Annotated in this window: 25 protein-coding genes; 9 read left to right on the top strand and 16 right to left on the bottom strand. The window is 70.7% G+C overall.

Features of this window, described 5'->3' with window-relative positions; all coding sequences use genetic code 11:
- Positions 1–105: 105 nt before the first annotated feature.
- The 4 genes from SSMG_RS19035 to SSMG_RS46225 form a co-directional block, all read right to left on the bottom strand.
- A complete protein-coding gene (locus tag SSMG_RS19035; protein WP_063631956.1) occupies positions 106–2,436 on the bottom strand; it encodes a trypsin-like serine protease in 2,331 nt (776 codons plus the stop codon).
- Positions 2,437–3,211: 775 nt separating this feature from the next.
- The gene (locus SSMG_RS19030; RefSeq protein ID WP_009078546.1) at positions 3,212–3,880 is read right to left on the bottom strand and encodes a DUF6461 domain-containing protein; all 669 of its coding nucleotides are present in this window, start codon (positions 3,878–3,880) and stop codon (positions 3,212–3,214) included.
- A gap of 112 nt (positions 3,881–3,992) precedes the next feature.
- Entirely contained in the window at positions 3,993–4,253 is a 261-nt protein-coding gene (locus SSMG_RS19025; RefSeq protein WP_158688048.1) for a hypothetical protein, read from the bottom strand.
- A gap of 329 nt (positions 4,254–4,582) precedes the next feature.
- Entirely contained in the window at positions 4,583–4,852 is a 270-nt protein-coding gene (locus tag SSMG_RS46225) for an LGFP repeat-containing protein (protein ID WP_199785932.1), read from the bottom strand.
- 504 nt (positions 4,853–5,356) lie between these two features.
- Between SSMG_RS46225 and SSMG_RS19015 the strand changes: the two genes are divergently transcribed.
- A complete protein-coding gene (locus tag SSMG_RS19015) occupies positions 5,357–6,592 on the top strand; it encodes a hypothetical protein (protein ID WP_009078538.1) in 1,236 nt (411 codons plus the stop codon).
- A 237-nt stretch (positions 6,593–6,829) separates the two neighbouring features.
- Here the strand turns inward: SSMG_RS19015 and SSMG_RS19010 are convergent, their stop codons facing one another.
- Both SSMG_RS19010 and SSMG_RS19005 read right to left on the bottom strand, forming a co-directional pair.
- Positions 6,830–7,048, bottom strand: a complete 219-nt coding sequence (locus SSMG_RS19010) for a hypothetical protein (protein ID WP_158688047.1) — start codon at positions 7,046–7,048, stop codon at positions 6,830–6,832.
- A 628-nt stretch (positions 7,049–7,676) separates the two neighbouring features.
- Entirely contained in the window at positions 7,677–8,477 is an 801-nt protein-coding gene (locus SSMG_RS19005; RefSeq protein WP_037714167.1) for a pentapeptide repeat-containing protein, read from the bottom strand.
- 115 nt (positions 8,478–8,592) lie between these two features.
- On the opposite strand from SSMG_RS19005, the gene SSMG_RS19000 reads away from it, so the two are divergent.
- The 3 genes from SSMG_RS19000 (at position 8,593) to SSMG_RS18990 (ending at position 11,067) form a co-directional block, all read left to right on the top strand.
- Complete coding sequence (locus SSMG_RS19000; protein WP_009078534.1) at positions 8,593–9,171, top strand: TetR/AcrR family transcriptional regulator; 579 nt, start codon at positions 8,593–8,595, stop codon at positions 9,169–9,171.
- A gap of 45 nt (positions 9,172–9,216) precedes the next feature.
- The gene (locus SSMG_RS18995; RefSeq protein ID WP_009078532.1) at positions 9,217–10,104 is read left to right on the top strand and encodes an alpha/beta fold hydrolase; all 888 of its coding nucleotides are present in this window, start codon (positions 9,217–9,219) and stop codon (positions 10,102–10,104) included.
- Between the two features lie 96 nt (positions 10,105–10,200).
- On the top strand, positions 10,201–11,067 hold the full coding sequence (locus SSMG_RS18990) for a hypothetical protein (RefSeq protein ID WP_009078530.1): 867 nt from the start codon (positions 10,201–10,203) through the stop codon (positions 11,065–11,067).
- Positions 11,068–11,185: 118 nt separating this feature from the next.
- Here the strand turns inward: SSMG_RS18990 and SSMG_RS18985 are convergent, their stop codons facing one another.
- The 3 genes from SSMG_RS18985 to SSMG_RS43520 all read right to left on the bottom strand — a co-directional run bounded on the left by SSMG_RS18985 (position 11,186) and on the right by SSMG_RS43520 (position 13,986).
- Positions 11,186–11,674, bottom strand: coding sequence for a DinB family protein (locus tag SSMG_RS18985; RefSeq protein ID WP_037714164.1), 489 nt, complete (start codon positions 11,672–11,674; stop codon positions 11,186–11,188).
- Positions 11,675–11,783: 109 nt separating this feature from the next.
- The gene (locus tag SSMG_RS18980; RefSeq protein ID WP_199785931.1) at positions 11,784–12,905 is read right to left on the bottom strand and encodes a hypothetical protein; all 1,122 of its coding nucleotides are present in this window, start codon (positions 12,903–12,905) and stop codon (positions 11,784–11,786) included.
- A 190-nt stretch (positions 12,906–13,095) separates the two neighbouring features.
- The gene (locus SSMG_RS43520) at positions 13,096–13,986 is read right to left on the bottom strand and encodes a LysR family transcriptional regulator (RefSeq protein ID WP_009078525.1); all 891 of its coding nucleotides are present in this window, start codon (positions 13,984–13,986) and stop codon (positions 13,096–13,098) included.
- A gap of 132 nt (positions 13,987–14,118) precedes the next feature.
- On the opposite strand from SSMG_RS43520, the gene SSMG_RS43515 reads away from it, so the two are divergent.
- Complete coding sequence (locus SSMG_RS43515) at positions 14,119–14,820, top strand: flavodoxin family protein (RefSeq protein ID WP_009078524.1); 702 nt, start codon at positions 14,119–14,121, stop codon at positions 14,818–14,820.
- Positions 14,821–14,868: 48 nt separating this feature from the next.
- On the opposite strand, the gene SSMG_RS18960 is transcribed toward SSMG_RS43515, so the two are convergent.
- Positions 14,869–15,990, bottom strand: coding sequence for an NAD(P)/FAD-dependent oxidoreductase (locus SSMG_RS18960; RefSeq protein WP_009078521.1), 1,122 nt, complete (start codon positions 15,988–15,990; stop codon positions 14,869–14,871).
- A gap of 79 nt (positions 15,991–16,069) precedes the next feature.
- On the opposite strand from SSMG_RS18960, the gene SSMG_RS18955 reads away from it, so the two are divergent.
- Positions 16,070–16,765 carry a TetR/AcrR family transcriptional regulator gene (locus SSMG_RS18955; RefSeq protein WP_037714162.1) on the top strand — a complete coding sequence of 232 codons (696 nt, stop codon included), beginning with the start codon at positions 16,070–16,072 and terminating at the stop codon, positions 16,763–16,765.
- Complete coding sequence (locus tag SSMG_RS18950) at positions 16,762–17,925, top strand: tyrosine-type recombinase/integrase (protein WP_009078517.1); 1,164 nt, start codon at positions 16,762–16,764, stop codon at positions 17,923–17,925. Before SSMG_RS18955 ends, SSMG_RS18950 begins: the two co-directional genes overlap by 4 nt.
- Here the strand turns inward: SSMG_RS18950 and SSMG_RS18945 are convergent.
- From SSMG_RS18945 to SSMG_RS18935, 3 genes are all read right to left on the bottom strand, one after another.
- Positions 17,918–18,715, bottom strand: coding sequence for an MBL fold metallo-hydrolase (locus SSMG_RS18945; protein WP_009078515.1), 798 nt, complete (start codon positions 18,713–18,715; stop codon positions 17,918–17,920). The genes SSMG_RS18950 and SSMG_RS18945 overlap by 8 nt on opposite strands.
- A gap of 78 nt (positions 18,716–18,793) precedes the next feature.
- On the bottom strand, positions 18,794–19,537 hold the full coding sequence (locus tag SSMG_RS18940; protein ID WP_009078512.1) for a hypothetical protein: 744 nt from the start codon (positions 19,535–19,537) through the stop codon (positions 18,794–18,796).
- 27 nt (positions 19,538–19,564) lie between these two features.
- The gene (locus SSMG_RS18935) at positions 19,565–20,251 is read right to left on the bottom strand and encodes a TetR/AcrR family transcriptional regulator (protein WP_009078510.1); all 687 of its coding nucleotides are present in this window, start codon (positions 20,249–20,251) and stop codon (positions 19,565–19,567) included.
- 84 nt (positions 20,252–20,335) lie between these two features.
- Between SSMG_RS18935 and SSMG_RS18930 the strand changes: the two genes are divergently transcribed.
- Positions 20,336–21,472 (top strand): NAD(P)/FAD-dependent oxidoreductase, encoded by a 1,137-nt coding sequence (locus SSMG_RS18930; protein WP_037714160.1) that lies wholly within the window; start codon positions 20,336–20,338, stop codon positions 21,470–21,472.
- A gap of 53 nt (positions 21,473–21,525) precedes the next feature.
- On the opposite strand, the gene SSMG_RS18925 is transcribed toward SSMG_RS18930, so the two are convergent.
- Entirely contained in the window at positions 21,526–22,461 is a 936-nt protein-coding gene (locus SSMG_RS18925) for an AraC family transcriptional regulator (protein ID WP_009078507.1), read from the bottom strand.
- Positions 22,462–22,594: 133 nt separating this feature from the next.
- Positions 22,595–23,434, bottom strand: a complete 840-nt coding sequence (locus SSMG_RS18920) for an alpha/beta fold hydrolase (protein WP_009078505.1) — start codon at positions 23,432–23,434, stop codon at positions 22,595–22,597.
- A gap of 86 nt (positions 23,435–23,520) precedes the next feature.
- Here SSMG_RS18920 and SSMG_RS18915 point away from each other — a divergent pair, with 86 nt between their 5' ends.
- Positions 23,521–24,024, top strand: a complete 504-nt coding sequence (locus tag SSMG_RS18915; protein ID WP_286156965.1) for a DUF1772 domain-containing protein — start codon at positions 23,521–23,523, stop codon at positions 24,022–24,024.
- A gap of 19 nt (positions 24,025–24,043) precedes the next feature.
- Here the strand turns inward: SSMG_RS18915 and SSMG_RS18910 are convergent, their stop codons facing one another.
- Positions 24,044–24,532 (bottom strand): GyrI-like domain-containing protein, encoded by a 489-nt coding sequence (locus SSMG_RS18910; RefSeq protein ID WP_037714159.1) that lies wholly within the window; start codon positions 24,530–24,532, stop codon positions 24,044–24,046.
- Between the last annotated feature and the right edge of the window lie 16 nt (positions 24,533–24,548).

Genomic DNA, 24,548 nt, shown 5'->3' with positions numbered 1-24,548 from the left:
CCGGCCATTGTTCCCAGCGAGCGGTAGCAAGATCCCCGGTCCAGTCTGTCTTCTGGGACCGGGCGGCCGGGCTGCGCTCGCGGCCCGGCCGCCCGGTGCGGGGTGTCATCCTTGGGCGGCCCCTGGTTCCTTGGTGTGGACCTTCCCGGACAGCGGGGCGGACACGTCGCGTCCGACGGTGACGCGGCCGTCAGCGTGGGTGCCGACGGCGGTTTTGTCCGCGGTCACCGTCATTTGCAGGGTGCGGTGGTCGATGCGGCCGGTGTTGGTTCCGCCGAGGTTCAGGCGAATCGGGTCGGTGACGACCAGCACGCGGCCTTCGTCGTCGACGCGGGCTCGCAGGTCGCTCCCCGCGCCGCCGGTGTCGAGGATGTGTGTCGCGACGCCGGTGAACCGAAAGCCCGCGGGTGCGACGAACCGTTGCTCTGCGTCGGTGGAGACCGGCATGCCGCTGGGTGCGGCGAAGGAGACGGTGAGCACGGCCTGGGTGCCCGCTTCGGCGTCGGGCACGAAGGTCTGCTCGGCTTTCAGGGCGGAGGCTCCCGCGGGTGTCAGCGTGAACTCGACGGGTTTCGACGTTCGGGTCTGCTGTCCGGCTGGTCCGGCGACGGTCGCGGTGAGGCGGTGCCGGCCCGGCGCCAGGTCGAGCGGGAGGGTGGTGCGCCACGAGCCGTCCGGGGAGGCCACGGCTTCGCTGGCCGGGGCGCCGTCCACGGCCACGTTCACGCGTGCGCCGGCCGCGGCGTGACCGGTCACCGCGGCGCCGGGCTGGACTGTCGTGCCCTGGGCCGGGGAGGTGACCGCAACCCCGGCTCCGGTAACCGCGCAGCCGGGCTTGCTCAGGTCGAGTTTCGACCCGGCAGTCAGGCACGCGGCGAGCCCGTTGACCTGCTGGCCGTAGCTGGCGCCCGCGCGTGAGGTGACGGTCCCGTCCGGCCCGACTTCACAAGGGTTGTTGTCGCTGCACGGTGTGGCCGCGGTCTTGGTCCCGCCGGGGGAGTTGGGAGCGACGCCGTCGTCGTTGTGGGTGTTGTTGACCCCGACGACAGTGTGGCCGTCCGGGGCCAGCAGCGGGGCACCGGAATCGCCGTGGGAGGATTTGCAGGTGTCGTACCGTACGGAATCGGCCTGCTGATAGCCGCCTTCGCGCAGCGTCGGCACGACGGCCGCGGCCGCGCAGTCGGTGCGGGCCGAGATGGTGGCGAGGGTGAGCCGGTCTCCGGCGCGCATCGGTGCAGTCGACAGGTCGAACACTTTCCCGCCCAGTGCGCTCACCTGGGCATAAGTCTTGTCCAAGCGGTAGAGCGCGACGTCGGTGCCGGTCATCGTCGCGTACACCAGCCGGTTCGCCCGGGCGGGCGCCACAGGGTAGCCCTGGCGGTCGGAGATGACCAGGGAACGGTCGGCGGGGCGGTCGACCAGCGCCGCGCCGGGCGCGGGCAGCTGCTCGCGCCGGTATTCGTCAAGTCCCCGCTGTCCGTCCTTCTCGAAGATGCGCTTTCCCTCCGCGGCCGGAGGGGAGGTCGGCACGCAGTGGCCGTTCGTCAGCAGCAGCGCCGGGTCTTCTGCCCGCCCTCCGGGCGCGCGCACCACCGAGCCGTTGCAGCCGGCCAGGTTGATCGCGCCTTCCCTGTTCGGGGCGGGCGGGTCCGGCGGCACGTCCGTGCCGTTGACGATGCCCTTGATCCACGCCAGATGCGGGAACGTGTCGGTGTAGAACGACGCGCGGTCGGCGTTGCCGCTGCTGACCGTCCCGGCCACTGCCCACTGGCCGCCCTGGCGGACGAGCAGCGGGCCGCCGGAGTCCATGTCCGAGGGCCGGACGCTCCCGTCGGGACTGCCGACGCACAGCTTCCCGTCGCCCGGCCGAAGGTCCGGCGCGTCGCACGCCGAACCGGGCTGCACGGTCGTGTCCGCTTCGCGCAGGCGGCTCGGGTAGCACTGCGGCACCCGGTCGTCGCCGCCGGCGCAGGTGGATCCCCATCCGGCGATGCGCACGGGCGTGCCGACCGCCGGCTCCGCGGCGGCCAGCGGCGCCGGCTCCGCCCGCACCGCACTCGCCAGATGCAGCAACGCCACGTCTTTGTACGGCTCGCTGGGCAGGCCACGCGTGTAGTACTTGTCGACCGCGGCCAGCTCGCCTCCGGTATTGGTGTCCAGCGACCCGACGCGGACCTTCCAGCCCTGCGGCGAGCCCGCCAGCACGTCCTCCGGAGCACCGCCGTTGAACAGGCAATGAGCGGCGGTCAGCACCCATTGCGGCGCCACGAGCGCCGCCGTGCACTTGTGCAGGGAATCCGTCCGGCGCTCTTTGCCGCTCGGCATCAGCAGCTGAAACGACGTGAGAAACGAGTACGGACGCGCGGATTCGGAGCCGCCGACAATAGCCGACGCCGGTGCGGCGCCGCACAACGCCGCGGCACCCGCCACAGCCATCGCCGCCGCTCCCAGGGCAACATATCGAATGCCAATTCTCATGACTCCGATCTAGCCCGGCCCCTGTCATGCCGGTCTCATCACCGCGTAACAGGTCTGCTACAGGATCGATCGCCCCGCTGGGAGTCACGTGTCCATTCCCGTTTTCCCGTTCCGCGCAGGAGAATGTCGCAGGCGGGAGCACGCACGCACGGACGTGTTCCCGCCTGTGCTGGCGCGCTTTTGGTACAAGATTATGTTTCTGTGGTCTGATCATCAGCGCGCTCGCACGGAATCAGGACATCGTCGGCGCTTCTTGCCGGGCCAGGCAATGCCTGTCCGGCTGCGCTGATCATGCAGTTCCTGCTGCGCGCTCAGATCCGCGGCCGAGCCGAGAAGATCCCCACTGTGAGGCGCGCCCGCGCGACCCGCTCCGGGCTCGTGCGGGCGCGCGCGGCGTCGAGCCGCGGCCCGGTCGCCCGGTTGACCGCGGGTGCTTGTTCGCCGTCGTAGCTGGAGGAACTCGACCGGGAACACCGCTCCCGCCCGCGCGACCGCCAGCACCATCCCGCGCGTCGGGCGCATTGCCTGCGGCGGAGCCGGTTCTCCTGCCCCGAAGGCGATCCCGCCGACGGCCGCGCCGGCCCCGGCGATGCGGCGGAACGGCCGGCGTGACCGCAGCGAGGTCGAGGGCGCGGCCGTCGCGCGAGAGTGGTGCGGAGTGGCCGGGCTCGGCGAGCTGTTGCGCGCGTGGTTCGTCGTCTGCCATGTCGTCCTCTCCGGGATAAGGCCGGTCTCAGGCGGTCTTCGGGCCGGGCGGGGGCGGCGTGTAGCTGTGCATGCGATACGCGGTCGGGAGCGGGCCGGTGACTGTTTCCGGTGTCAGGGCGAACCCGAGGTGCCGCGAAAGGATCACCGCCATCGCGATCACGCTGTCGCCGATCGGCGCGCGCGAAGGGAAGTCGATGAGACCGGCGTCGAACATCTCGTCGTCGAACATCTGGGGCCGGGTCCCGGCGCGGGAGTCGTAGGGAGCGCCGCACCCGAACGCGAAGACGAACTCCCCGTGCGACAGGTACTGGACCTCCGCCGGATCGAACTCGTTCCCGGCAAACATGACGACGTCGGTGTCCTGTGCCAGGCAACCGGCGATGCCGTCGAGGTGGGCTTTCTGCTGACGGTATTCCACGGCGACTGTCCACTCGCCGGACTCGGCGACGCGAAGCCATTGCGGGCCGATGTCGAATCCGGCTGTCTGCAGCAGCGGGTCGGTCAATGCCTGTTGCGCGGTCATCGTCGTCGCCGAGGCGGGGTCGATGTCGAATTTGCGGAAGACGTCGTCGACGCTCATGTGCCGCACGAAGGTCAGAGCGCCGCCGCCGAGGACGACGCCTGTGGGGGAGGCCAGCCACGCCCAGTTCGGATCAGACCGGTAGCGCTCATCGACGGGCGACTTCTCGTTCATCGCAGTTCCTTCGCGTGGACAGGTTTCGAGGAAGTGAATATGGGCCGACCGCAACCCCGAAGGAATCTTTGTCCACCTAGCTGTTGGTCTGGACCAGCATGCTGAGCGGGCCTCAGACGCTGAAGCGCAGTTTCGCAGGTATGCGCGGGCGTACGCAGAGTTCACTGCCGGTCGGCGAACCCGGCTCGGCGACCTCTTTCCAGTCGGCGGGCAGGTCGTTGACCGGGTTCGGGGCCTGGACCGCCGTCAATTGAGCGCACTCGCTTCCGTCGGAGATGCTGCTGTCGGGATGAGCGGTGTTCTCGTAGCTCGCGAAGAGCGGATACTCGTCGCACGAATCACGTGTCCCGAACGGTGCCAGCTTGACCTTCATGTCCTCGTCCGGCCTGAAGGAATTGCACATCTTAGCCCGCATTCCTACGTTCTTCGCGGGCGACCGAGTAGTGGGCCGGCGGCACGCCGAGCGGCAGTCGGATCCTGATCTCGCGAATTTCCACGCGCTCGACGTTGCCGGTGGCCGAACGCCGGCACCAGCTTTCCGAACGGGCGTGGCGTGCGGGTTGGCAAGCGGGTCGGCGCGAAGCTGTTTCGGGCCGGAGCGCGGCGTGCGGGCCCGGCGGTGTGGCAGTTCATCGCGTCGCTGGCCCGGCACGGGCACCCGAACGGCTTGCCGGACTGCCCGCGGGATGAAGGTGTGGGCCGTCAGGAGGCAATGAGGACGGGAGCGGTCGCGCCGCGGTTCCAGGTGATGATGCCGTGCTGGAAGCGCTGGGTCCAGCCGGTGCTGGTGGGTTGTTCGTCGGTTGTGGGGAAGCCGAAGCGGCCTTGTTCCCAACCGTTCTGCCGCCAGGGTTGCCGGATCGAGCCCTGCACGAACTGGATCGACGGCACCGCCCGGCCAACGGCGAAGGCAGCCGCGACGACTTCAGAGACTGGGTCTCGGGCCACAAGGAACCGACACGCGATGGTCACTCCCGCACGGTGTTAAAGGGTGCGACGCCCCTCAGTGCCGCTGCGCTCTGGGCGGCATTGTCCTCGGTGGAATGAGGTCGTTCGTCGCGCACTCATTGCGCTGCCGGTCAGGCAAGGGCACGAGGGCACAACCTGAAGCAGGGCTGTACGGGTCTGCCGAACGTCAGGGCCTCGTAGAGCGAGGAGGCTCAGGTGCTGGGGCGTCAGTGCCCGACACGCACGAGAAGCTGTGTCTTTTCGGGAACGGCTCCAGAAAGACGTCGCGAGGCCAGCGGCGGGGACGCATGCCGGCGAAGCGGCGTCGGACAGCGGCGATCCCTGGCCGTCGGCGATCCCCGGCCGTCGGCCCGCCCGGCGGTCGTCAGCGGGTTGTCGGGATGCCGTTTCCGCTTCGTGGGCTGTCGGCACCTGCATGCGCCGCTCTCGGCACCAGCTGATCCGCCGTGGCGAATGTCGGTGGTGCGCGGTGCATGTGTTCTTGGGTCGGTTGCTTAGACTTAGCCGGTGAGGCGGGCTGGGGACTCCGGACAGGTTGTCGGGCAACGGTATTTGCTGGTGGAGCGGTCCACCGCGAGCGGGCTGGGGCCGGTGTGGCGCGGCTGGGACAAGAAGCTCGACGCCGAGGTCGACCTGATCGCCGTCACGTCCGATCCGGACACGCTGCCGGAAGCGGACTACGCGCACCTGCGGGGGGTCGAGGAAACCGCGCGGGCGGCGACCGGACTGCCTGCGCACCCGGGGATCGTCGCGGTGCGGGACCTGGTGATCGAGGGCGACGTGCGGTGGATCGTGGTGGCGCCGGCGCGGGAGCGGACGCTTGACGAGCACGTACGCGAGCACGGGCCGATCAGCTCCGCGCGCGCCGAGGAAATCGCTCGCGTGCTGCTGGCGGTTCTTGTGGCCGTCCACGACGCCGGGCTGGCGCACAACGAGATCCGTCCGCACAAGGTGCTGCTCGGTGAAGACGGCGCGGTGCGGCTGGTCGGCGTCGGCGTCCGGACCGGAAACGGGCCGGACAGCAAGGGATTCACCACGCCGCATTCGCACAGCGGCCCGCCGAAGGCCACCTACGACCTGTATTCCGTCGGGGCGACGCTCTATTGGGCGGTGACGGGCGAGCTGTACAACGCGTACGCGACGAAGTGGGTCGCGCCCGACGTGAGCCCGCTGCTGGCGGAGCTGTTGCGACGGCTGCTCGACTGGTCGTCGCGGCCGTCTGCGGCCGGGGCGCTGGCGTTTCTGGACGCAGGTGCAGCGGCGTGGGATGCCGAGCGGACGCTTCGGCGACGGCTCCGGAAATGGCTGTCGACCCCGACCAAAAACCAGCCGCGCGAGTGGGCCGACGCACCCATGCGCGCCTGGGGCAAGGCGACCGGAGCCGTGGTGCTGGCCGGAATAGTGGTGCTGGCCGTGCTCGCGGTCGTCGGGCTCGCGCAGGATCGTGCGCGGTTCCCGGCCGGGTTGGACTGGTTCTGCGCGGGCGGTGCTCTGCTGGTCGGCTTCTTCGTTGCGCAGGTGGTCTCGGAATTGCGGGGCGGCCCGGTGACGCCGGTGGGGTGGGCCGGGCAAGCGCTCAGTTTCGTCGCCGGCGTGGGGCTGGGGGTGCTCGCCTACGTCGAGTCCGGGCCGTGGATCGCGGCGGCCGGCCTGCCAGTCGACTGGGTGGCGGGGGTGTGGTCGGTCATCGTCATCGCGCTGGTGCTGGGCGTTCTGGCACTGCTGGACAAAGCGATCGAATAGCGAGAAGCGGCGGGCGACAAACTGTCTCCCGCAGGTCGCCACAGCTGTCCGGAGCTATGTTTCCCCGCGCGCTCTGGCGTGTGCGGCCGTCAGCTGCGAGGCCCGCGCCCTTCGCCTCGTCCCGGTGACGACCTGCGCGGTGCTTGCCGGCAGCAGTTGCCTTTTCGTGCGGCCGGATCGCTTCCATTCGCGGAGGACGCGACGTCGGTAGTTGTGCGTGCCGGCGGCCTGTCCTGTTCAGCCCGCACGGAGAACGACCCAGACGACCTGCTCGACGTCGTGGGTCCGCCTTCGTTGCTCCGCGGTCAACGCGCGTTCGCTGTCGAGGCCGCTCGAGCCCGCCGGTACTGCCACCGAGACAGTCCCGGTCTCGCAACCGTCGAAGGACGCCTCGGCCTCGTCAGGGGCCGCTGTCCCGGCAGACTGCTGTTTCAATGCCCGGTTCAGCAACTCCACCGCATAAAACAACGCCGCCGGCGGACACGCCGCGACTACCACCTGCAGCGGTGCTCGCGCCAGGACCGCCCCGACGTTCGCCAGCAGCGACAGCCCCGATGCCGAACACAAACGCCGCCGAACGGCGACTGGGGCAGCGAGTCCGCCACCGAGACCTCGTGCGGCGCTATCAGCACACGACAGGCCGGGCCGTCTCTGCCGGGGATGTCCTCGCCGCACTCATCGCCCCCTGATTTCCGTCCTCATCGGACGGTTCCCGCGCGCGGCTCGGCAACCAGCGGAGCCTCATAAGCCCCGCCAACGTGGTTCGACACCACGGCGCGCGACGACGGTCGGCGGCACGGCTTGCCGGGTTCGGCTCCCGGGCAGGTCTCCGACGCTCCGTTGCGCGGGAAAATACGTAAGGGTTGAACTGCACTGAACCATTACCGCACGATGGCGGCCATGGAAGAAAACCGTTGCCCTCGCTGTGGCTGGCCCCTGGCCGAACTGCCCGCCTCCGCCGTCGTTCCCGCGTCGGCAGGCAGCCGGGCCGACTACGTGCGTTGTGTGTGCGGCAGCTGGATCGCGCGGCTCGGCGGGGTCGTCGTCGGGTCTAGTCGTCGTCGGGTCTACCCGGCCGCGCTGATCACCAGTGTTCGGGGCGGGCCAGCCGCGGCGGCAGGGTGGTTGCCGCGTCGCCTCGGGCGGCGTTGACCTGGGACTGGGTAAGGAAAATGCTGTCGGTGAAGTCGGCGCCGCGGACGTCGGCGTCGCGCAGATCCGCTCCGATCAGGTCGGCGCGGCGCAGGTCCGCGCCCTGGAGGTTGGCTGCGATCAGGTACGCGCCGCGGAGGTTCGTGCTGCGAAGGTCCGCTCCGGCCAGTTTCGCTCCGATCAGGTCGGCGCCGCGGCGGTCTTTCTTGCGCCCGGCTCCGGCTCGGACCAGTTCGCTGGTGCGCACCAGGAGCGGGTTGACCTGGGCCCGGCGGGCGTGGACGTCGACGGCGAGCACGGCGTCCGCGTCTGCGGCAGTGAGGTGTTCGAGGTCGGCGATCTCCGCGTCCAGGTCGGCGTGGATCTCGCGCGTGACGGCCAGCGACCGCGCCTCGGTGAGATACCAGAGCAGTTCGTGCAGGTGCCGCATCACCGGAAGCGCGGCGAACATCCGCTCGCGGGTTTCCGGGGCCTCGCGCCAGCTCCGGCCGCCGAAGGTCACCTGCGACACCTGCTGTCCGGCGCCGAAGCAGTCGTAACCGGTGCAGCCCGCGAAACCCTTGGGGCGCAACCGGTCGTGGATGCCGCAGCGGTAGTCGTGCTGCAGGTTCGGGCACGGGTCGCCGGCTCGTTTGTCGATGGCGAAATCAGCCGATTTGGTGAAGGTGAGCGCCACGCAGCAGAGTGCGAAACAACTCGTGCAGTCGGCGGTCAGGGCGCGGCGGTCGGGCAAGGTCTCTCCAGCTGGGTCGGGCGAACCTGTCCAGCGTAGTGGCAGCTCGACCGCGCGCGACGCGTAGTCAGGATCTTTCTTGATCGGACGATCCAGAATGACTTAGGATGCGGTCATGGTCCGCACGCGAGAGTTCGACACCGAGGCCGCCGTGAGCCGGGCGATGGAGCTGTTCTGGTCGCGCGGCTACGAGGCGACGTCCGTGCGCGACCTGACTCAGCACCTGGGGATCGGGCAGGGCTCGCTGTATGCCGCGTTCGGCGGCAAGGACGGCCTGTACCGAGCCGCGCTCGAGCACTACCGAGCGACGCTCGCGGCAACCGCCTTGGCGGGCCTGAAAAAAGGCGCCGCCGCCCGTTCCGCGATCCGGACGCTCCTGGTCGAGCGGATCCGGATCGCCGCGGCCGACGACGGCCGAGGTTGCCTGGCGGTCAACGCCGTCTGCGAACGTCTGCCGGGGGACACCGCGACACGCCGCACGGTGCGGGACATGCAGGACGCCAGCCAGGAAGCGATCGCCGAGGTGCTGCGCGTCGCGGCGGAACGCGGCGAGATCGCAGCGCGGCACGACCCGCCCGCGCTGGCCGCCTTCCTGGTCACGTTCCTCAATGGACTGCTGGTCACCGCCAAGATCACGCCGGACGCCCGCGCCCTCGAACTCCTCGTGGAGGTAGCTCTGTCCGTCCTCGACTGAGTTTTGCCGCCTTCAATCTGGATCGATCGATCAAGAAAGGGAACGATGTTCGACCACGACAACACTCCGGTCCGTACCGGCCGCGCCGCGGTCAACGGAACGAGCCTGCACTACCGCACCGCCGGATCCGGCCCCGCCGTGGTGCTGCTGCACGGCGTGCCGAAGACCGGTTACCACTGGCGGTATCTCGTCCCGAAGCTCACGCCGCACTACACGGTCGTCGTCCCGGACCTGCGCGGTCTGGGCGATTCCGCCCGCCCCGCGGACGGATACGACTCCGCGACGATGAGCGAGGACGTCGCCGAGCTGATGGCCACCCTCGGCCACGAGACCTACGCCGTCGTGGGCGAGGACTGGGGAGCGGTGATCGGCTACCAGCTTGCCGCCCGGCACCGCGACCGCGTGACGTCGCTCGTTTTCGCCGAGGCGTTGTTCCCCGGGTTCGGCTTCGAGGACCACACCGCGCTCACCGCCGAGAACGTCGCCAGCGGCATGCACCTGTGGCACCTGGGTTTCTACTTCCAGCCCGACGTCCCCGAAATGCTCATCGCCGGCCACGAACGCGAGCTGATCACGTACATGATCAAGTTCGAGCGCAGTCGTCCGGACAGCGCCACGCCGGACGCGATCGAAGAGTACGTGCGCTGCTATTCCATGCCCGGCGGCATCCGCGCGATGCTCGCTATCTACCGGGCGATGCTCGTCGACGCCGAACAGAATCGGCAAGCGGCACAACGGAAACTCGACCTTCCCGTCCTCGCGCTCGGCGGGTCGGCGTTCATCGGCGAACGCGCCGAATCCCAGATGCGGATCGTCGCGCACGACGTCACGGGCCTCGTTTTCGACGCCGGGCACGACCTCGCCGAGGAAGTCCCCGACGAGATGGCCGACGCGCTCCTGCCGTTTCTCGCCAAGCACCAGCAGCGCGCATGATTTCCTGTCCTCGGCCCCACGGGGAAGGAGGATCCTGATGACGACCCGGGACAAAGCGGTGCGCTGGAACGCGGACGAGGTCGCGGTGGACGCTGCATGAAGCCTGTCGTTCGTCTTCTCGGCGAGGACGCGCAGGTGCGCGCCGTCGGACGCGAGGCCGTGCAGGCGCTCCAGCGCAGCGCGGGAGCATCCGACCTGTTCGCCGAGGCGCGCGACCTGCACCGGCGCCGTCGGCAGCAGCTCGCCGCGCGTGCTGCACGGGCGGTTACCCCGGCGGACCACGCGACCGGGTCCGCCCGCGCCTGGCGCGTGATCTGGTCGACGCTGGTCGTCGCGGGCCTTCTCGGCACCCTGGTGCTGGCCGTCGAGTTCGGGCCCGCCGATCGCAAGAACGCGTTCAGCGAACCGCGGGAAAGTGCCGCGATCGCGCTGGTCGCTGGCTTGGCGGCGGGACTGTTCCTGGTCGTCGTGGCGCTGATGCCCGTGCCCGATGCGCGCAGCGGGGCCGTCGGAGGGCTGGGAGCGGTGCTCATCGCGCTGATCACAGCTGGGATCCTCGTCTACCGCCTCGTGGTCGGCGCCTCCGACCGCCGGGGCTTCACCGGCGAGGACCTGCGCTGGTGGAGTCCGATGGCGGCGGTGGTCGTGCTGCTGCTGATCGTCGTGGCCGTGCGCTGCGACCTCGCACGACGACGCGGTCGCCCGGCACCGGTGGCTCGCTCCTCGGCAACGCGCTCGGACGCCGTGCTGCGCGAACTCCGCCGCACGGCCGAGCGGCTCGCCGCGACGAAGCTCACCGTCGAGGTGCAGCAGGACTGGCAGAAGCGGCTCGAACGGCTCGCCGAAAAGGGCTGGCCAGAGGCGACGATCGCCCAGGCCAAGGCGATGACACCGGCGGCCTGGCTGGCCTGGCTGAGCTACGACGGCGAGATCGAAATCCGTTCAGTACTGCCACGGGGCTGACCTCTCGACCAAGCTGGTTCAACTCAACGGAAACTGCCTCGCCTCGGGGTCGCGCGGAGCGAGGCAGCTTCCGCGGAGCCGAAGCTGGTCCGAGCCGCAGACAGCGGCTTGTCGCAGGTCAGGGGAGCGGATGGTCGATCTGCTCGCGCAGGATGTCGCCGTGTCCCGCGTGCCGGGCGAATTCCTGGATCATCGCGAGCAGCGTCCAGCGCATGCTGACGGTTCCCTCGCCGGGAAACTCCTTGGTGTCGTCGAGGTCGAAGCGCGCCGCAATCTCCCGTGACCGCTGGCTGGCGCGTTCGTACTCGGCGATCACGTCGGCAACGGTTTCGTCGTCGGTCACGGTGAAGGTGCCGACGTCGCGCCTTGAGTATCCGTCGCATTCGGACTCGTCGAGCCCCGCCCAGAACCGTTGGAACCAAATCCGTTCCGCGGCCGCGGCGTGCTTGACCACGGAAATCGGCGTCGAGAGCGACGCGACGAGCCGTCGGCGGGCGTCGGCCTCGGACAGGCCGCGGAGGGTCTCGACCAGCGCTTCGCGGTTGCGGTCGAGCGTGTTCTCGAGCAGTGCTCGTTCGGTTCCGTTCGTGAGGCGTTCGGTGGGCACGGTTTCACTCCGTTCTTCGGGCAGGACTGGGAACGGCCGGACGAGGCCGTTATTCACAGCGGGGAAGTGCGCCTGGGCGGGCCGAGAAAGGCACCGCAGGCGAAGACGGTCAGCCGATAAGATCCGGCGACTGCGGGTATTCAACCACAACCCCGTCGGACTCGGCTGCGTCACCAGGCTGCTCCGCTTTCTCTTCCTCGCGAAGCCGGTGCAACTCGTCCAGTTCAGCCTGCAGCGCGTCGACGCGAGCGCGCAGTTCTCCCAGCTCAGCGTGCAGCGGAGCCAGAGTTTCGGCGTACGCCTTGGTCGCCTGGCTCAACTGGGCCGCAGACTCCGCGATCCGCTGATCGGCCGCCGCCTGGACACCCCGCACCCTTTCGTCCGCCTGCGCCGCCTGCTCGCGCAGTCGCTGCTCTTGCTCCCGCGTCCGGTTCTCGTGCTCGGCGGTCAGTGAGGCCCGGAGTTGCTGCTGTGCTTCCGCCGCGTCGCGACGGGCCTGTTCCAGATCGTCGACCGCCGTCGCGCGCAACGCGGAGATCTCCCGCTGCAACGCCGTGACCCGGTCGTGCGCGGCCGCCGCCTGCTCCAGCGCACGCTGCCGGTTGTTCTCCGCCTCATCGCGGACGGCCAATGCGGTTTCCTGCGCTTTCCTTGCCGCCGCTGCGTTTGCGAGCGCAGTGTCACGCTCGGCCCGGTCCACTTCGGACTGTTTCTTGGCGGCTGCCTCTGCCTCGCGCGCCTCTTCCGCAGCGGCAACCGCCTGCGCGCGCTCCGCGTTCGCCACCCGCGCCTGTTCCACCGCCTCGTCGCGGGCAGCCTCGGCCTCTTCCCGTGCCTTGAGCGCAGCCGCGGTCTGGTCGGTGACGTGCGTGCGCAGCGCGGTCAGCTCCGCGTGCAAGGGGTCCAACGCCGACAGCGCCGAGCCGAGCTGCGCGTCGAGGGCCTGGGTGTCGAGCTGGGTCATCGGCTGGTCGGGGCCGTAGACGGTCACCCAGATCTCGCGCTGCTCGTCCAGCATCGCGCACGTGATGACCTTCGCGCCCCACCGGCCGTACCGCTCCGGGTCGGCGGGGCAGTAGGGCGTCGGCCGCCCGCCTTGCCGGGGGATGGGCGGCAGCGGCTGGCCGCAGTACGCACACCCTGCCTCGTCCCCGGCGGCCAACGCACGCACGGTCGCCTCCCGGCGTTCCTCCCGGCTTCCGCGCCGGATCGGCGGCCCCACCGTCTCCATCAGTGCCCCTTTCCGCAGGTGAGCCACACTCTACAGTTAGAGTTTCGATATTTAAAACTGAGGTATCAGATCTAAAACAGAAACTGTCGGAGAGCGTTGCTGCAGCACGACTATATGGATAACTGAGATTATTCATATAGTCAGGCGGCAGGCGGGCATACGTCGTGCAGGAATCGCATCGGAGGCGGCTCTAGCCCGGCGCGGAAGCCGTCAGCAGCAGATCCCGCAGCGCGAGCGCGACTTCCGACGGATGCTCGGGCAGCAGCACGACCTGGTCGGCGGTCGTCGAAGGACCGGTCAGCGGAATGATCCGCAGCCCGGGCGGCTGGTGGTCCAGTGCCGACTCGACGGTGATCCCGATGCCCGTTCCGGCGGCGACGTGAGCGGCGATCGCCTGGACGCTGTCGGCGGTCCGGATGATCCGCAGGTCCGCGCCGCTGATCTGGAACGCGGACAGGAGCCGGTCGCAGAGGCCGCTGTTGATCTGGTGCGGCCAGGTCAACAGGGCGGTCGAGGACAGTTCGGCCGCGCTCAGTTCCGCGTGCCCGGCGAGGGGATGCGCGGCGGGCACCAGGGCGACGAACCGTTCGGCGGACAGCACTCGCGCCCGCACGCCGTTGATCCCGCCGGTCGCCCAGCCGATGCCGAGCCCGACGGTTTCCGCGCGCAGGGCGGCGAGCTGGGCGGTGGTCGGCATCGGTTCCGGCACGATCGTGACGTCCGGGAATCGCTCCCGCAGCTGCGGCAGGCAACGCAGCAGCACCTGGTGGGCGGTGTATTCGGCGTGGGCGACGACGAGCGTCGCAAGCGCGCGGCCGCCGCCGGCCAGAGCGCGGCCGCGTTGCTGGAAGCGGCGCAGCTGGGCGAGGGTGGCGTGTGCGTCCGGCAGGAGCGCTTCGCCGAGATCGGTCAGCGAGACGCGGCGGCTGGTGCGGTGGAACAGCTTGCCGCCCAAGGTTTTCTCGAGGCGGCGGACGGCGTCGCTGACCGTCGGCTGTCCGCGGTGCAGCCGGTCGGCGGCGCGGCCGAAATGCAGTTCCTCCGCGACCGTGACGAACGCTTCCAGCTCGATCCTGTCCACCGGACCAGGCTAGCCCGATCGATCGGCGGCACCGATCGCTGGATGCGGGAGAACGGCGTTGATAGGGCCCGGCGACCGGGATGAGATGGGGAGCAAGCAGGGGATTTCCCCACGACCGGAAGAAGTTTTCGCATGACAGCCACTGCCGTTGACGGCATCCCCGAGGCCACGGTGACCGTGGTCGTCCATTCGGTGCACGGGCACACCCGCCTGCTGGCCGAGCAGGTCGCCGAAGGCGCGCGGCGGGTGCCGGGCGCGCGGGTGCATCTCGTCGACATCCGGGCCGAGGACGTCACCGCGGGCCGCTGGCACGACAGCGAGGTCATGGCGCTGCTGGACCGTTCCGACGCGATCGTCCTCGGCTGCCCGACGCTGATGGGCAGCGTGTCCGCGGTGTTCAAGGCGTTCATGGAGGCCGCGTTCACGCCGTTCACGGCGCAGGCGTGGAAGGACAAACTGGCCGGCGGGTTCACCATGTCCGCGTCGCAGAGCGGGGACAAGCTGGCGGTGCTGCAGCAGCTGTCGGTGTTCGCGGCGCAGTTGGGCATGCAGTGGGTCGGCGTGGGCGACATGCCGGGCAACAACTGGAGCGGCGGGACCCGCGACGACGTCAACCGGCTCGGCTCGTGGCTGGGGCTGATGAGCCAGAGCCACGCCGACCTCGGCCCGGACGACGCCGGATCGCTCGGCGACCGCGTCACCGCTCAGCGGTACGGCGAGCGGATCGCCCGGCTGACGCAGCGGTGGGTCAACGGCGTGCCGTACGAGACCGGCCGGATGACCGAGCACGAAGCCCGCGCGCTGTCCGCCTCGCTGCGGGAGTCGGTGGCCTGACGCGGTTCGCGGTCCGTGACGACACCCGGACCGCGAACCCCGAGCGCCCTACGTGCCGGCGACGAATTCGGCGATCAGCCCGTGCGGCGCGTCGGGCCCGAACATCTGCTCTTGCAGGTGCGCGCCCTCAGCGGCGGTTTTCGCCGCGCGCGGGAACATTGCCTGTTCGTACTGGGCGAGCGCGGCCTCCACGTCGTCCGGATGCGCGGCGAGAGCGAGACCGAGTTCGGCGCCGTCGAGCATGGCCAGGTTCGCGCCTTCCCCGTTCGGCGGGGCGAGGTGCGCGGCGTCGCCGATCAGGGTCACGCCGGGCACCCGAGCCCACTCGTGCCCGACCGGCAAGCCGTAGTGCGGCCGGAAGACCGGCGGGGTGTCGCTTTCGGTGATCAGCGCGGTCAACGCCGTCGACCAGCCGTCGTACTCCGCCGCGATCCGGGCGGTGGCGGCGGCCGGATCGGCGAAATCGACGCGGTCGAACCACTCCAGCGACCGGGTCAGCCCGACGTAGGCGTGCAGGGTTCCGTTCCGCTCGCGGTGCGCGGTGATGCCGTGGTTCGGCGCGAGCGCCAGCAGCATCCCGCCGCCGACCGCTTCGGCGGTGGCGGGGAACCGGCGGTCGGAATCGTGGAGGAAGGTCTCGACGGACGCCGCGCCGGTGTACTCCGGCGTCGCCGAGGACAGCAGCGGCCGGACTTTCGACCAGGCTCCGTCCACGCCGACCAGCAGGGCGGTGGTGACCGTGCTCCCGTCGGCGAAGGCGACCTCGTAACCCCGCGCCGAGGCCCGCACGCCGCTGACCTTGCGTCCCCAGTGGACAGTGCCCTCCGGCAGCGAGTCGATCAGCAGCTGCCGCAGCTCGCCGCGGTGGACTTCGGGGCGGCCGCCGGTGCCGTCGTCGGGTTGTTTGAACAGGACTGTCCCGTCCCGGGCCAGCAGCCGGATTTCTTGTCTGCCTTCCAGGATCAGGTCGCGGAATTCGGCGGTCAGGCCGGCGGCTTCGACGGCGAGCTGGCCGTTGTAGTCGTGGATGTCGAGCAGGCCGCCCTGGGCGCGCGAGGCCGGGGAAGGCTCGGCCTCGTAGACGGCGGCGGGGATGCCGTGGACGCGCAGGACGCGGGCGAGCGTGAGGCCGCCGAGCCCGGCGCCGACGATCGTGACAGGGGTGTTCATGACGAAGCTCCTTCGCGGATCGAGTTCTGGTATGTCGTTCCATGGTGGAACGGCGCTCCAGATGTGTCAAGATGGGCGCATGGCTACGGGGACGCGCCGGGCACAGCGGCGCACGGAGGCACTGTCTCGGGAGCGCATCGTCGAGGCGGCGGTGGAACTGCTGGACGCGGCCGGCGAGAGCGGCCTGACGTTCCGGGTGCTCACCGAGCGGCTCGCGACCGGGCCCGGGGCGATCTACTGGCACGTCGCGAACAAGGGCGAACTGCTGGTCGCCGCGACCGACGCGGTGGTGGCCGACGCGCTGGCGGCGGAACCGGCCGGCTCGCCGCGGGAGGAAGTGCACGCGGTCGCCCTCGGGCTGTTCTCCGCGATCGACGCGCATCCGTGGCTTGCCGCGCAACTGCTGCTCCAGCTGTCCCGCAGCCCGGGCGGACCGGTGACACCGCGGATTCTCGAAAGCCTCGGCCGCCGGGTCCGCGCGCTGGGCGTGCCCGAGGAGCACTGGTTCACCGCGACGTCGGTGCTGATGCACTACGTACTGGGCGCGGCCGGGCAGAACGCGGCGAACAGCCGGGTCGCCGAACCGGACGCGGACCGCGCCGAATTCCTTGCCGCCACCGCGGAAGCGTGGGCGGAACTCGATCCGCGGGAGTACGAGACGACCCGGCTGATGGCGAGCCAGATGCGCGAGCACGACGACCGCGAGCAGTTCCTCGCCGGGATCGATCTCGTCCTCGCCGGGGTAGCCGCGCTGTATCCGGGCGGGCGCGCATGACCCTCGCGCTCACCGATGCCGGGGGAGCGGGCAAGGACGCGCGGGAGCGGTTCGGGGAATTCCTGCGCGTGTACGCTTCGATCAACACCCGCGTCGCCTACGCGACCGACCTCGGCATCCCGCTCGACTGGGTGCCCGGCTACCAGCCGCCCGATCCGAACCGTCGTCGCGGCCGCGCGCGGCGGACCGACCCGGACGCGCTCGCGTGGCTGCCGTGGTGCCTGCGCAACGGGTTCACCTCGTTCGCCGACGTCCGGGTCGAGCACGTCGAGCAGTGGCTGGACGAGCTGGCGCGGGCCGGGTACCGCGACGCGACGCGCGGCCGGATGCTGTCGGCAGTCTCCGCGTTCTACCGCAAGTACCTGCTGCGGGAAGGCTTGGCCGGACACAATCCCGCGGCGCTCGTGGACCGGCGCGCGCAGCATCTCAACCGGCCGTCCGGCGTCCCGTCGCAGACCGCCCGCTGGTCGTTCGACGCGTGCCGGGCGCTGCTCCTCGCGGCGTGGCTGCTGGTCGAGCACAGCCGCAACGGCCTGCGCGACCGGGCGATGGTCGAGATCCTGATCGGCACCGGCGTCCGCGCGGAGGAACTCGTCGGCGTCGATCTGGGCGATTACCGGCGGCCGACCGCGGGCGGTTTCGGCGTGCTTCGCGTGCACGGCAAGGGGTCCAAGGACCGCGAGGTCGCGCTGGCCGCGCCGGTGGCGGACGCGCTCGACGCCTACCTCGCCGGCCGGGTCACGCCGCAGGTCCCGGCGCTGCGCGGACAGGTCGGGGCGAGCCGGGCGGAGCCGTTGTTCGTCACGAGCACCGGCGCGCGCGTGCACGTTTCGCACGTGACGGCGTTGCTGCGCAGATTGTGCGCCACGTTCTGCCAGCCGCCCAAGACCGCGCGGTTGCGGGAGGTGCTCGACACCGCCGAGGCCCGGTTCGTCGCGACGCACCTGCAGCCGTTGTGCGACACCATCCATCCGCATTCGGCGCGCCACTCCTACGCGACGCACGCGATCGAGCGAGGGGTCCCGCCGCGCCAGGTGCAGCGGGATCTCGGGCACGCCGCGTTGTCGACTACCGAGGGGTATCTCCACGACGAGAACGCCGTCCGGGATTCGGCCGCGCACGAACTGGCCCCGGCATTGCATCGGGGCTGGCTCAGCTGACCTTGGCGGCCTGTCCCCGGTGGAGATCGCGGACCCATTCCCAGCCGGGCTTGGCCGAGGTGCCGATCCGCGGGTCGTCGGGCTCGCGGCCGTCGCGCAGGGCCCGCACGTAGGCGCGGTCGAGGTCGATTCGCGCGCGCACCTGATCGGCTCCGGCGACGGACCCGTGTCCGGGCACGACGACGTCGGATTGGTCCGCCACGGCTTCCAGCCGCCGCAGACCGGTGAGGTAGTCCTCGATCGGATCGGCGGCGCGGCCGAGCATTGGGACCAGGACGTCGGAAAGCATGTCCCCTGCGACGAGGACCCTGCGTTCCTCGACCAGCAGCGCCGCGTGGCCCGGGGCGTGTGCCGAATGCTCGATGATCCGGGTGCGCGGACCGTCCCAGGGGACGTGCGTGGTTCCGGCGGGCAGGCCGGTGATGTTTCCGAACAGGTCCAGCGGCACGTCGTCGGCGAGTTCCGGCGGCAAGCCCTCGGCGACGCGGGTTTTCCAGTCCTCGTCGGACAGCAGGTCCCGCAGGGAGGCCGCGCACCGGGCGGTGCCGTAGCGGGGGACGTCGCCGAATTCCGGGTGCCAGAGCACGTGATCCCAATGCGGATGCGTCGCGAAACCCGCCGCGACCGGCTGGCCGAGTTCGCGCAGATCGTCGGCGAGGCAGGCCAGTTCGGCGGTGGCGAGCCCGGGATCGACAAGCAGCACTCCGGTTCGGCCCCGCACGACGACCGCGTTGGTCTCGAGCACCTCGCTCTGGTGCACCAGCACGCCTTCCGCAGCCCGTCTCAGCATGGCGCCCCTTCCGTTCGGCCGAGACGCTATCCCCGAGTGATAGCGAAGTGCAAGCAGTAGCTGGTGCCGCGGCAGCGGTCAGGTCTCGATGAACGGCTCCGTGCACAACGTGCAGGTGATCGGCCCCAGCTCCAGGATCGACCTCGCCGCGCGGATCCGGCGCGGGGGTTCGCAGCGGCAGATCGCCGCGACGTAATTCGGTCCGCCGCGGTGCGCGCCGCGGCCGTCGACCGGGGCGAGCACCACCGGCGGAGCGAGCGGTTCGGCCACCTCGTCCGGTGTATCGGGATCGTCCGGCGGGGCGGCGACGGCGCGTCGCGCGACCTCCTGTTCGGTGTGCCGCCACACGGTCAGCGCGGCTTCGAGCCGGGAGAGTTCTCCTTGGTATGCCTCGAGAGTCGCGGGGAGTGCGGTGGTCGAGGACCAGCCGATCCGGTCCGCCTGTTCGGCGCGCAGGCCGAGTTCGGCGGCGAGCGCGGCGAAGCGTTTGTTGTGGTAGCGGCCGTCGCTCACGTCGACGATGTCGCGCGTGGCGGCGAGTCCGTGCGCGGCCTCGTGAAGCGTGGTGGAGAGGATCTCGGCCGCACTGCGCCGCAGGCCTTCCGCGCCGAGGAAGAACTCGGCGCGCGGTTCGACGCCGTCGCCGACATGCCAGCGGGACCGCGCGAAGTGGCCGTGGATCTCGGTGGTGGTGCCCATCGTTCCCGACGCCAGCACGAGGATCGCTTCGGGGACGTCCGCGTGCCGCCGGCGGATTTCGGCCCAGAGCTGTTCCATCGCGTGCATGACGCGGGTCGTCGGCCCCAGAGCGGCGGTGTCCATGCGCCTATTTTGCCGCTTAAGCGGTAACTAGCCGAGGGAGAGCCCGGAGAGCACTCGTTCGAGGCCGGCCGCGAAGACGGCGTCGCCGTCCGGGTGCACGGCGTCGCGGGCGGTGCGGAGGAGGGTGGGGTAGCGGCCGGTGTCGAACATCCGCTTCAGGTACGGCGCGGAGGCGCGGTGCCAGCCTTCCTCGTCGAGCCCGGTGTCGCTGATGAGCCGCCGTTCGCGGATCTCGCTGCGCACCGCGCCGGTCACGAAGGAGTGCACGGTGAACACCGTGATCATGGCGTCCTCGATCGGGCCCGGACCGGCCGCGGCGGCCAGCGACGCCTCCAGGTACGCGAGCGCGTTCGGGCCGATCCCGGGCCGTCCGCCGATCAGGTCCGCGAACCATTCGTGCCGCTGCACGGCGGCACGGCAGCCGTGGGCGAGCGCGCGGAGGGCGGCGACGCCTTCGGTGTCCGGGCCCGGCAGCGGGATTTCGCCGTAGACGGCATCGGTCATGAGGTCGAGCAGTTCTTCTTTGGTGTCGAGGTAGCCGTACAGCCGCATCGGCCCGGCCCCGAGCGCGGCCGCGACTTTGCGCAGTGACACCGCTTCCAGCCCGCCTTCGTCCGCGAGCGCGCAAGCGGTCTCGACGATGCGGGCGCGGCTCAACGGCGTCGGCGTCGCGCGCGCCGGCGGTTCGGGCCGTTCCCACACCAGTTCGTCCATGCTCGCTCCTTTTTCGGGTGACAGTACCGGGGCGGTTCCGATACGGTGTATTTCGTCAATACAGTGTATCGAGGGGATGTCATCATGCGAATCGTCATTGCCGGGGGCGGGCTCGGCGGGCTCACCTGTGCGCGGGTGCTGCACGCGCACGGCATCGACGCCGTGGTCTGCGAACGCGACGCCAGCCGGGAGGCGCGGGTGCAGGGCGGCACGCTCGACCTGACGGTGGACGGCGGCCAGTGGGCGCTGCGCGAGGCCGGGCTGGAAGCCGGTTACCGCGCGATCGCCCGTCCGGAGGGCCAGGACATGGTCCTCTACAACTCCGCGGGAACCCTGCTGCGGCGGGAAGTCGCCCCGGACGAGGGCGACCAGCGCTGGAGCCGTCCCGAGGCGGACCGGCCCGCGCTGCGGAAGCTGCTGCTGGACGCGCTGCCGGAGGAGACTGTCCACTGGGGACACACCGTCGCCGGGGCGGAGCCGCTGGGGGACGGACGGCGCCGGGTTCGCCTGTCCGACGGCGAAACCCTGGACTGCGACCTCCTGATCGGCGCGGACGGCGCCCGGTCGCGGATCCGGCCGCTGCTCACCGACGCGGAACCGGCGTACTGCGGCGTGCACGGGATGGAGCTGGTCATCCACGACGCGGACCGGGCGCACCCGGAGGCTTCGGCTTTGGTCGGGCGGGGCGGGTTTTCCTCGATCGGCGACCAGAAGGTGCTTTCCGCGCAGCGCAACGGAGACGGCACGATCCGGGTCCACCTGGCGCTGCGGTGCGCCGAGGACTGGCCGGTGACGTCGGGGATTCCGTTCGACGACCCGGATCGCGCCCGTGCCGCGCTGAAGAAGCTGTACGCCGGGTGGCCGGAGGAGTTCCTGGGCCTCGTGGATGCGACGTCCGGGCCGATGCTGGTGTATCCGCTGAACGCGCTGCCGGTCGGTTTGCGGTGGGACCACAGGCCGGGCGTGACGCTGATCGGGGACGCGGCACATCTGATGTCGCCGTTCGCCGGACAGGGCGCGAACCTCGCGATGCGCGACGGCGCCGAGCTTGCCCTGACGCTCGCGCAGGGCGGCGACGTGCGGAAGTTCGAGCAGGCGATGTTCGAACGCGCGGAACCGGCGGCGCGGATGTCGGCGGACAACCTGGAGCTGTTCCTGTCCGACGGCGCGGCGGAGAAGGTGCGGCGCCTGTTCGCGAAGATGTCCGGGGAAGAGAGTTAACTCTTCGGCCGAGAAAGCCGTGACCGGGTACCGGAACGGCAGCAGCCGGAGGCTCAGGCGGGTTCGCGCAGGCGGTAGTGCTGCGGACTGCGTCCGTACTCCCGTTTGAACGCGGCGCTCAGCGTGAACGGGCTGCGGTAGCCGACCTGCCGGGCGATGGCGGTGAGCGTCGCGTCGGGGTGCTGGCGCAGGAGATCGGCGGCGAGGGCGAGCCGCCAGGTGGCGAGGTAGGTCATCGGCGGCTCGCCGACCGCGTCGGTGAACCGCCGCGCGAGCGCGGCGCGGGACACTCCGGTCGCGCTCGCGAGGCTGGCGACGGTCCACGGGTGTTCGGGCTGGTCCTGCAGCAGGCGCAGGGCTTGCCCGGCCACCGGGTCGCCGTGTGCGCGGTACCAGGCGGGAGCGGCGGGACGGTCGAGCCATTCCCGCAGGACGCGGACGAGCAGCAGGTCCAGCACCCGGTCGAGGACGGCTTCCTGCCCGGGAACATCGCGCGCGATTTCGTCGGCGAGCATGGCCACGAGCGGATTCGGGGCGGTCCCGGCGCGCGCGGCGACGACATTCGGCACGGCGGCGAGCAAGCGCCGCGAAACCTCGCCGACGGTCGGGTAAGTGCCGGTGAGCAGCACCGTCGGCCCGTCGGCGTCGGCGCCCCAGGTGCGGACGCCGAACTCGGTCAGATCGGTGAGATGCCCGCCGTCCGGCGTGACGCACTCCTGCCCCGGGCGGATCACCGCCTGCGGCGGAGTCCCGGGATCGTCGGCGACGAGGTACGGCTCGGGTCCCCGCACGACCGCCACGTCGCCCGTGTCCAGCCGGACGGCTTCGGCGTTGTCGGGAACCAGCCAGGCGTCGCCGCGGACCACGGCGAGCACGGTCAGCGGCGCTTCGTCCTCGATCCGCAACGACCACGGCGGGCGCAGCACCGACCGGAGCAGGAACGCGCCGTGCGCACGGGGTCCTTCGAGCAACGCGGTGAGCGGGTCCACCTGGCCGAGACTAGCGCCGCGGCAAGGGAAAGCGCGGTCTCCTTGCCGGATCCTCCCGAGCTATGACCCGGTGGCGCGTCAGCGTTCCGTTCCGCAGTGCCCTTCGCGTGCCGTCGCGCGGTGCGGGCAGCAGTCAGACGGCGAGCATCGCCTCGGCGATCTTCTCGACGGCGGCGTCCGGGATCGCGCTGGCTGCGTCGTCCAGCACGACCAGCCGCGCGCCGGGGATGTCGCGGGCTAGGGCTTCTCCGTTGCCCACCGGGAAGAACGCGTCCTGTCGGCCGTGCAGCACCACCGTCGGGATCGCGAGTTCGGGCAGGCGTTCGCGCCACCGCGGCGTGCAGTCGAGTTTGGAGAACACCATGCCCAGGTGATTGGCCAGCTGCACGGCCGGCTCCGTGCTGGCCGCGCGGTCGAAGACGCGCGCCGCGACGGTGCGGGCGGCGTCCGGGTCGTTGCCGAGAATCGCGGCGCTGGCGGCGATCCGTTCGGCGACGGCGGCCCGGTCCGACCAGTCCGGCATCGGCAGTGCGAAGACGTCGCGCATGGCCTTCGCGTCGTGGTCGGGCAGGTCCGGGTCGACGGGGCCGGGCGCGACGGGACGGGTTCCGTACAGGGTCAGGGCCGAGAACGCGGCCGGGTGGTCGAGGGCCGCGACCTGGGCGACCATTCCGCTGACTCCGATCCCGGCGAGGTGCGCGGGCCGGTCGTCGAGTTCGCGGGCGAGGGCGGCCGCGTCGGCGGCGAGGTCGCGCAGGGTGTAGGCCGGGTGGTCCGGGTCGAGCGTGGTCGAGGTGCCGGCGTCGCGGAGGTCGTAGCGCACGACGTGCCGTCCGCCGCGGGCGAGCGCTTCGCACAGGGCGTCGGGCCAGGACAGCATCGTGGGTGCGCCGGCGAGCAGGACCAGCGGTGCGGCCGGGTCGCCGAAATGCTCGGCGCCGAGAGTGACGCCGGTGGGGAGCGGGTGCTGCATGGAGGTCTCCTGTCGAGACGATGACGCATGCTTCCGAGTGGATAAGCGATGGATCGTCTCGCGGTCCGCGGGTTGACTGGGGTGCGTTGGGGGATCAGACGGAAGGCAAGGCGATGGTGATCGTGTCCAAGGCGGTTCTCGTGGCGGCGGTGCTCGCGGCGGGTCTGCTCGCGGGGTTGTTCTACGCGTACACGGTTTCGGTGATGCCGGGCCTGGCCCATGCCGACGACCACACGTTCGTGACCGCGATGCGCCGGATCAACGACGCCATCCTCAACGGCTGGTTCATGCTGTCGTTCCTGGGCGCGCCGCTGCTCGCGATCGCCGCCGTGGTCCTGCACTTCACGAGCGGCGCGCGAGGCGGGCTGCCGTGGCTCGTCGCCGGGGCCGCGCTTTTGATGGCGACGGTGGTCGTGACCGGCGCGGCCAACGTGCCGATGAACAACGCCCTCGCCGCGGACACGGTCGATTTCGCCGCGCTGCGGGCTCAGTTCGAACAGCCGTGGGTGCGGTGGAACCTGGTGCGGACGGTGTTGTCCGCCGCCGGATTCGGATGTCTCGTCGGCGCCGTGGTGACCCGGGGCACGTGACCCCGGGACTACCAGCGGTTCAGTCGGCGAGCCGGAAGCAGAGGTCGGTGTCCCAGTTGTTCGCGTCCGGCTCCACGCGCGGGTCGGTGCGGTAGATCTCCAGCCGCGCCGCCCAGTGCTCGCCGTCGGCCTCGACGGTGCGGTCCCAGCGGACGTCCTCCTTCTCGCCCCAGGCGAGCAGGTCGGCGGTGGCGGCTTGGAGGCCGCTCGGCGCGCCGTGGTGGGTGGCCTGGGCGTATTTCCCGGCGGGCAGGACGCCGCTGACGTACTCGTCGCCGAGGTCGACCGGGTCCTTGACCGGGACTCCGGCCTCGACGGTGACGGTCTCCATGTCCGTGCCGAGCACCAGGTAGCGGAAGAACGGCGCGCAGGCGGGTTCGAGGCCGCGTTCGGCGAGTTTGCCGATGATCGCGGCGATCTGGTGCGCGACGTTCGCCATGCCGTCGAATCCGACGGTCGCGCGGTAGCCGACGTAGCGCTGTTCGTTCCTGTCCACAATGGAGGGCAAGGGAGTTCCTTTCCGG

The sequence above is a fragment of the Streptomyces sp. AA4 genome, assembly GCF_000158875.1.
In the GTDB taxonomy this organism is placed as follows: Bacteria; Actinomycetota; Actinomycetes; order Mycobacteriales; family Pseudonocardiaceae; genus Amycolatopsis.
The sequence above is the reverse complement of the archived record's forward strand: the minus strand, read 5'-3'. Positions and strand labels throughout refer to the sequence as shown.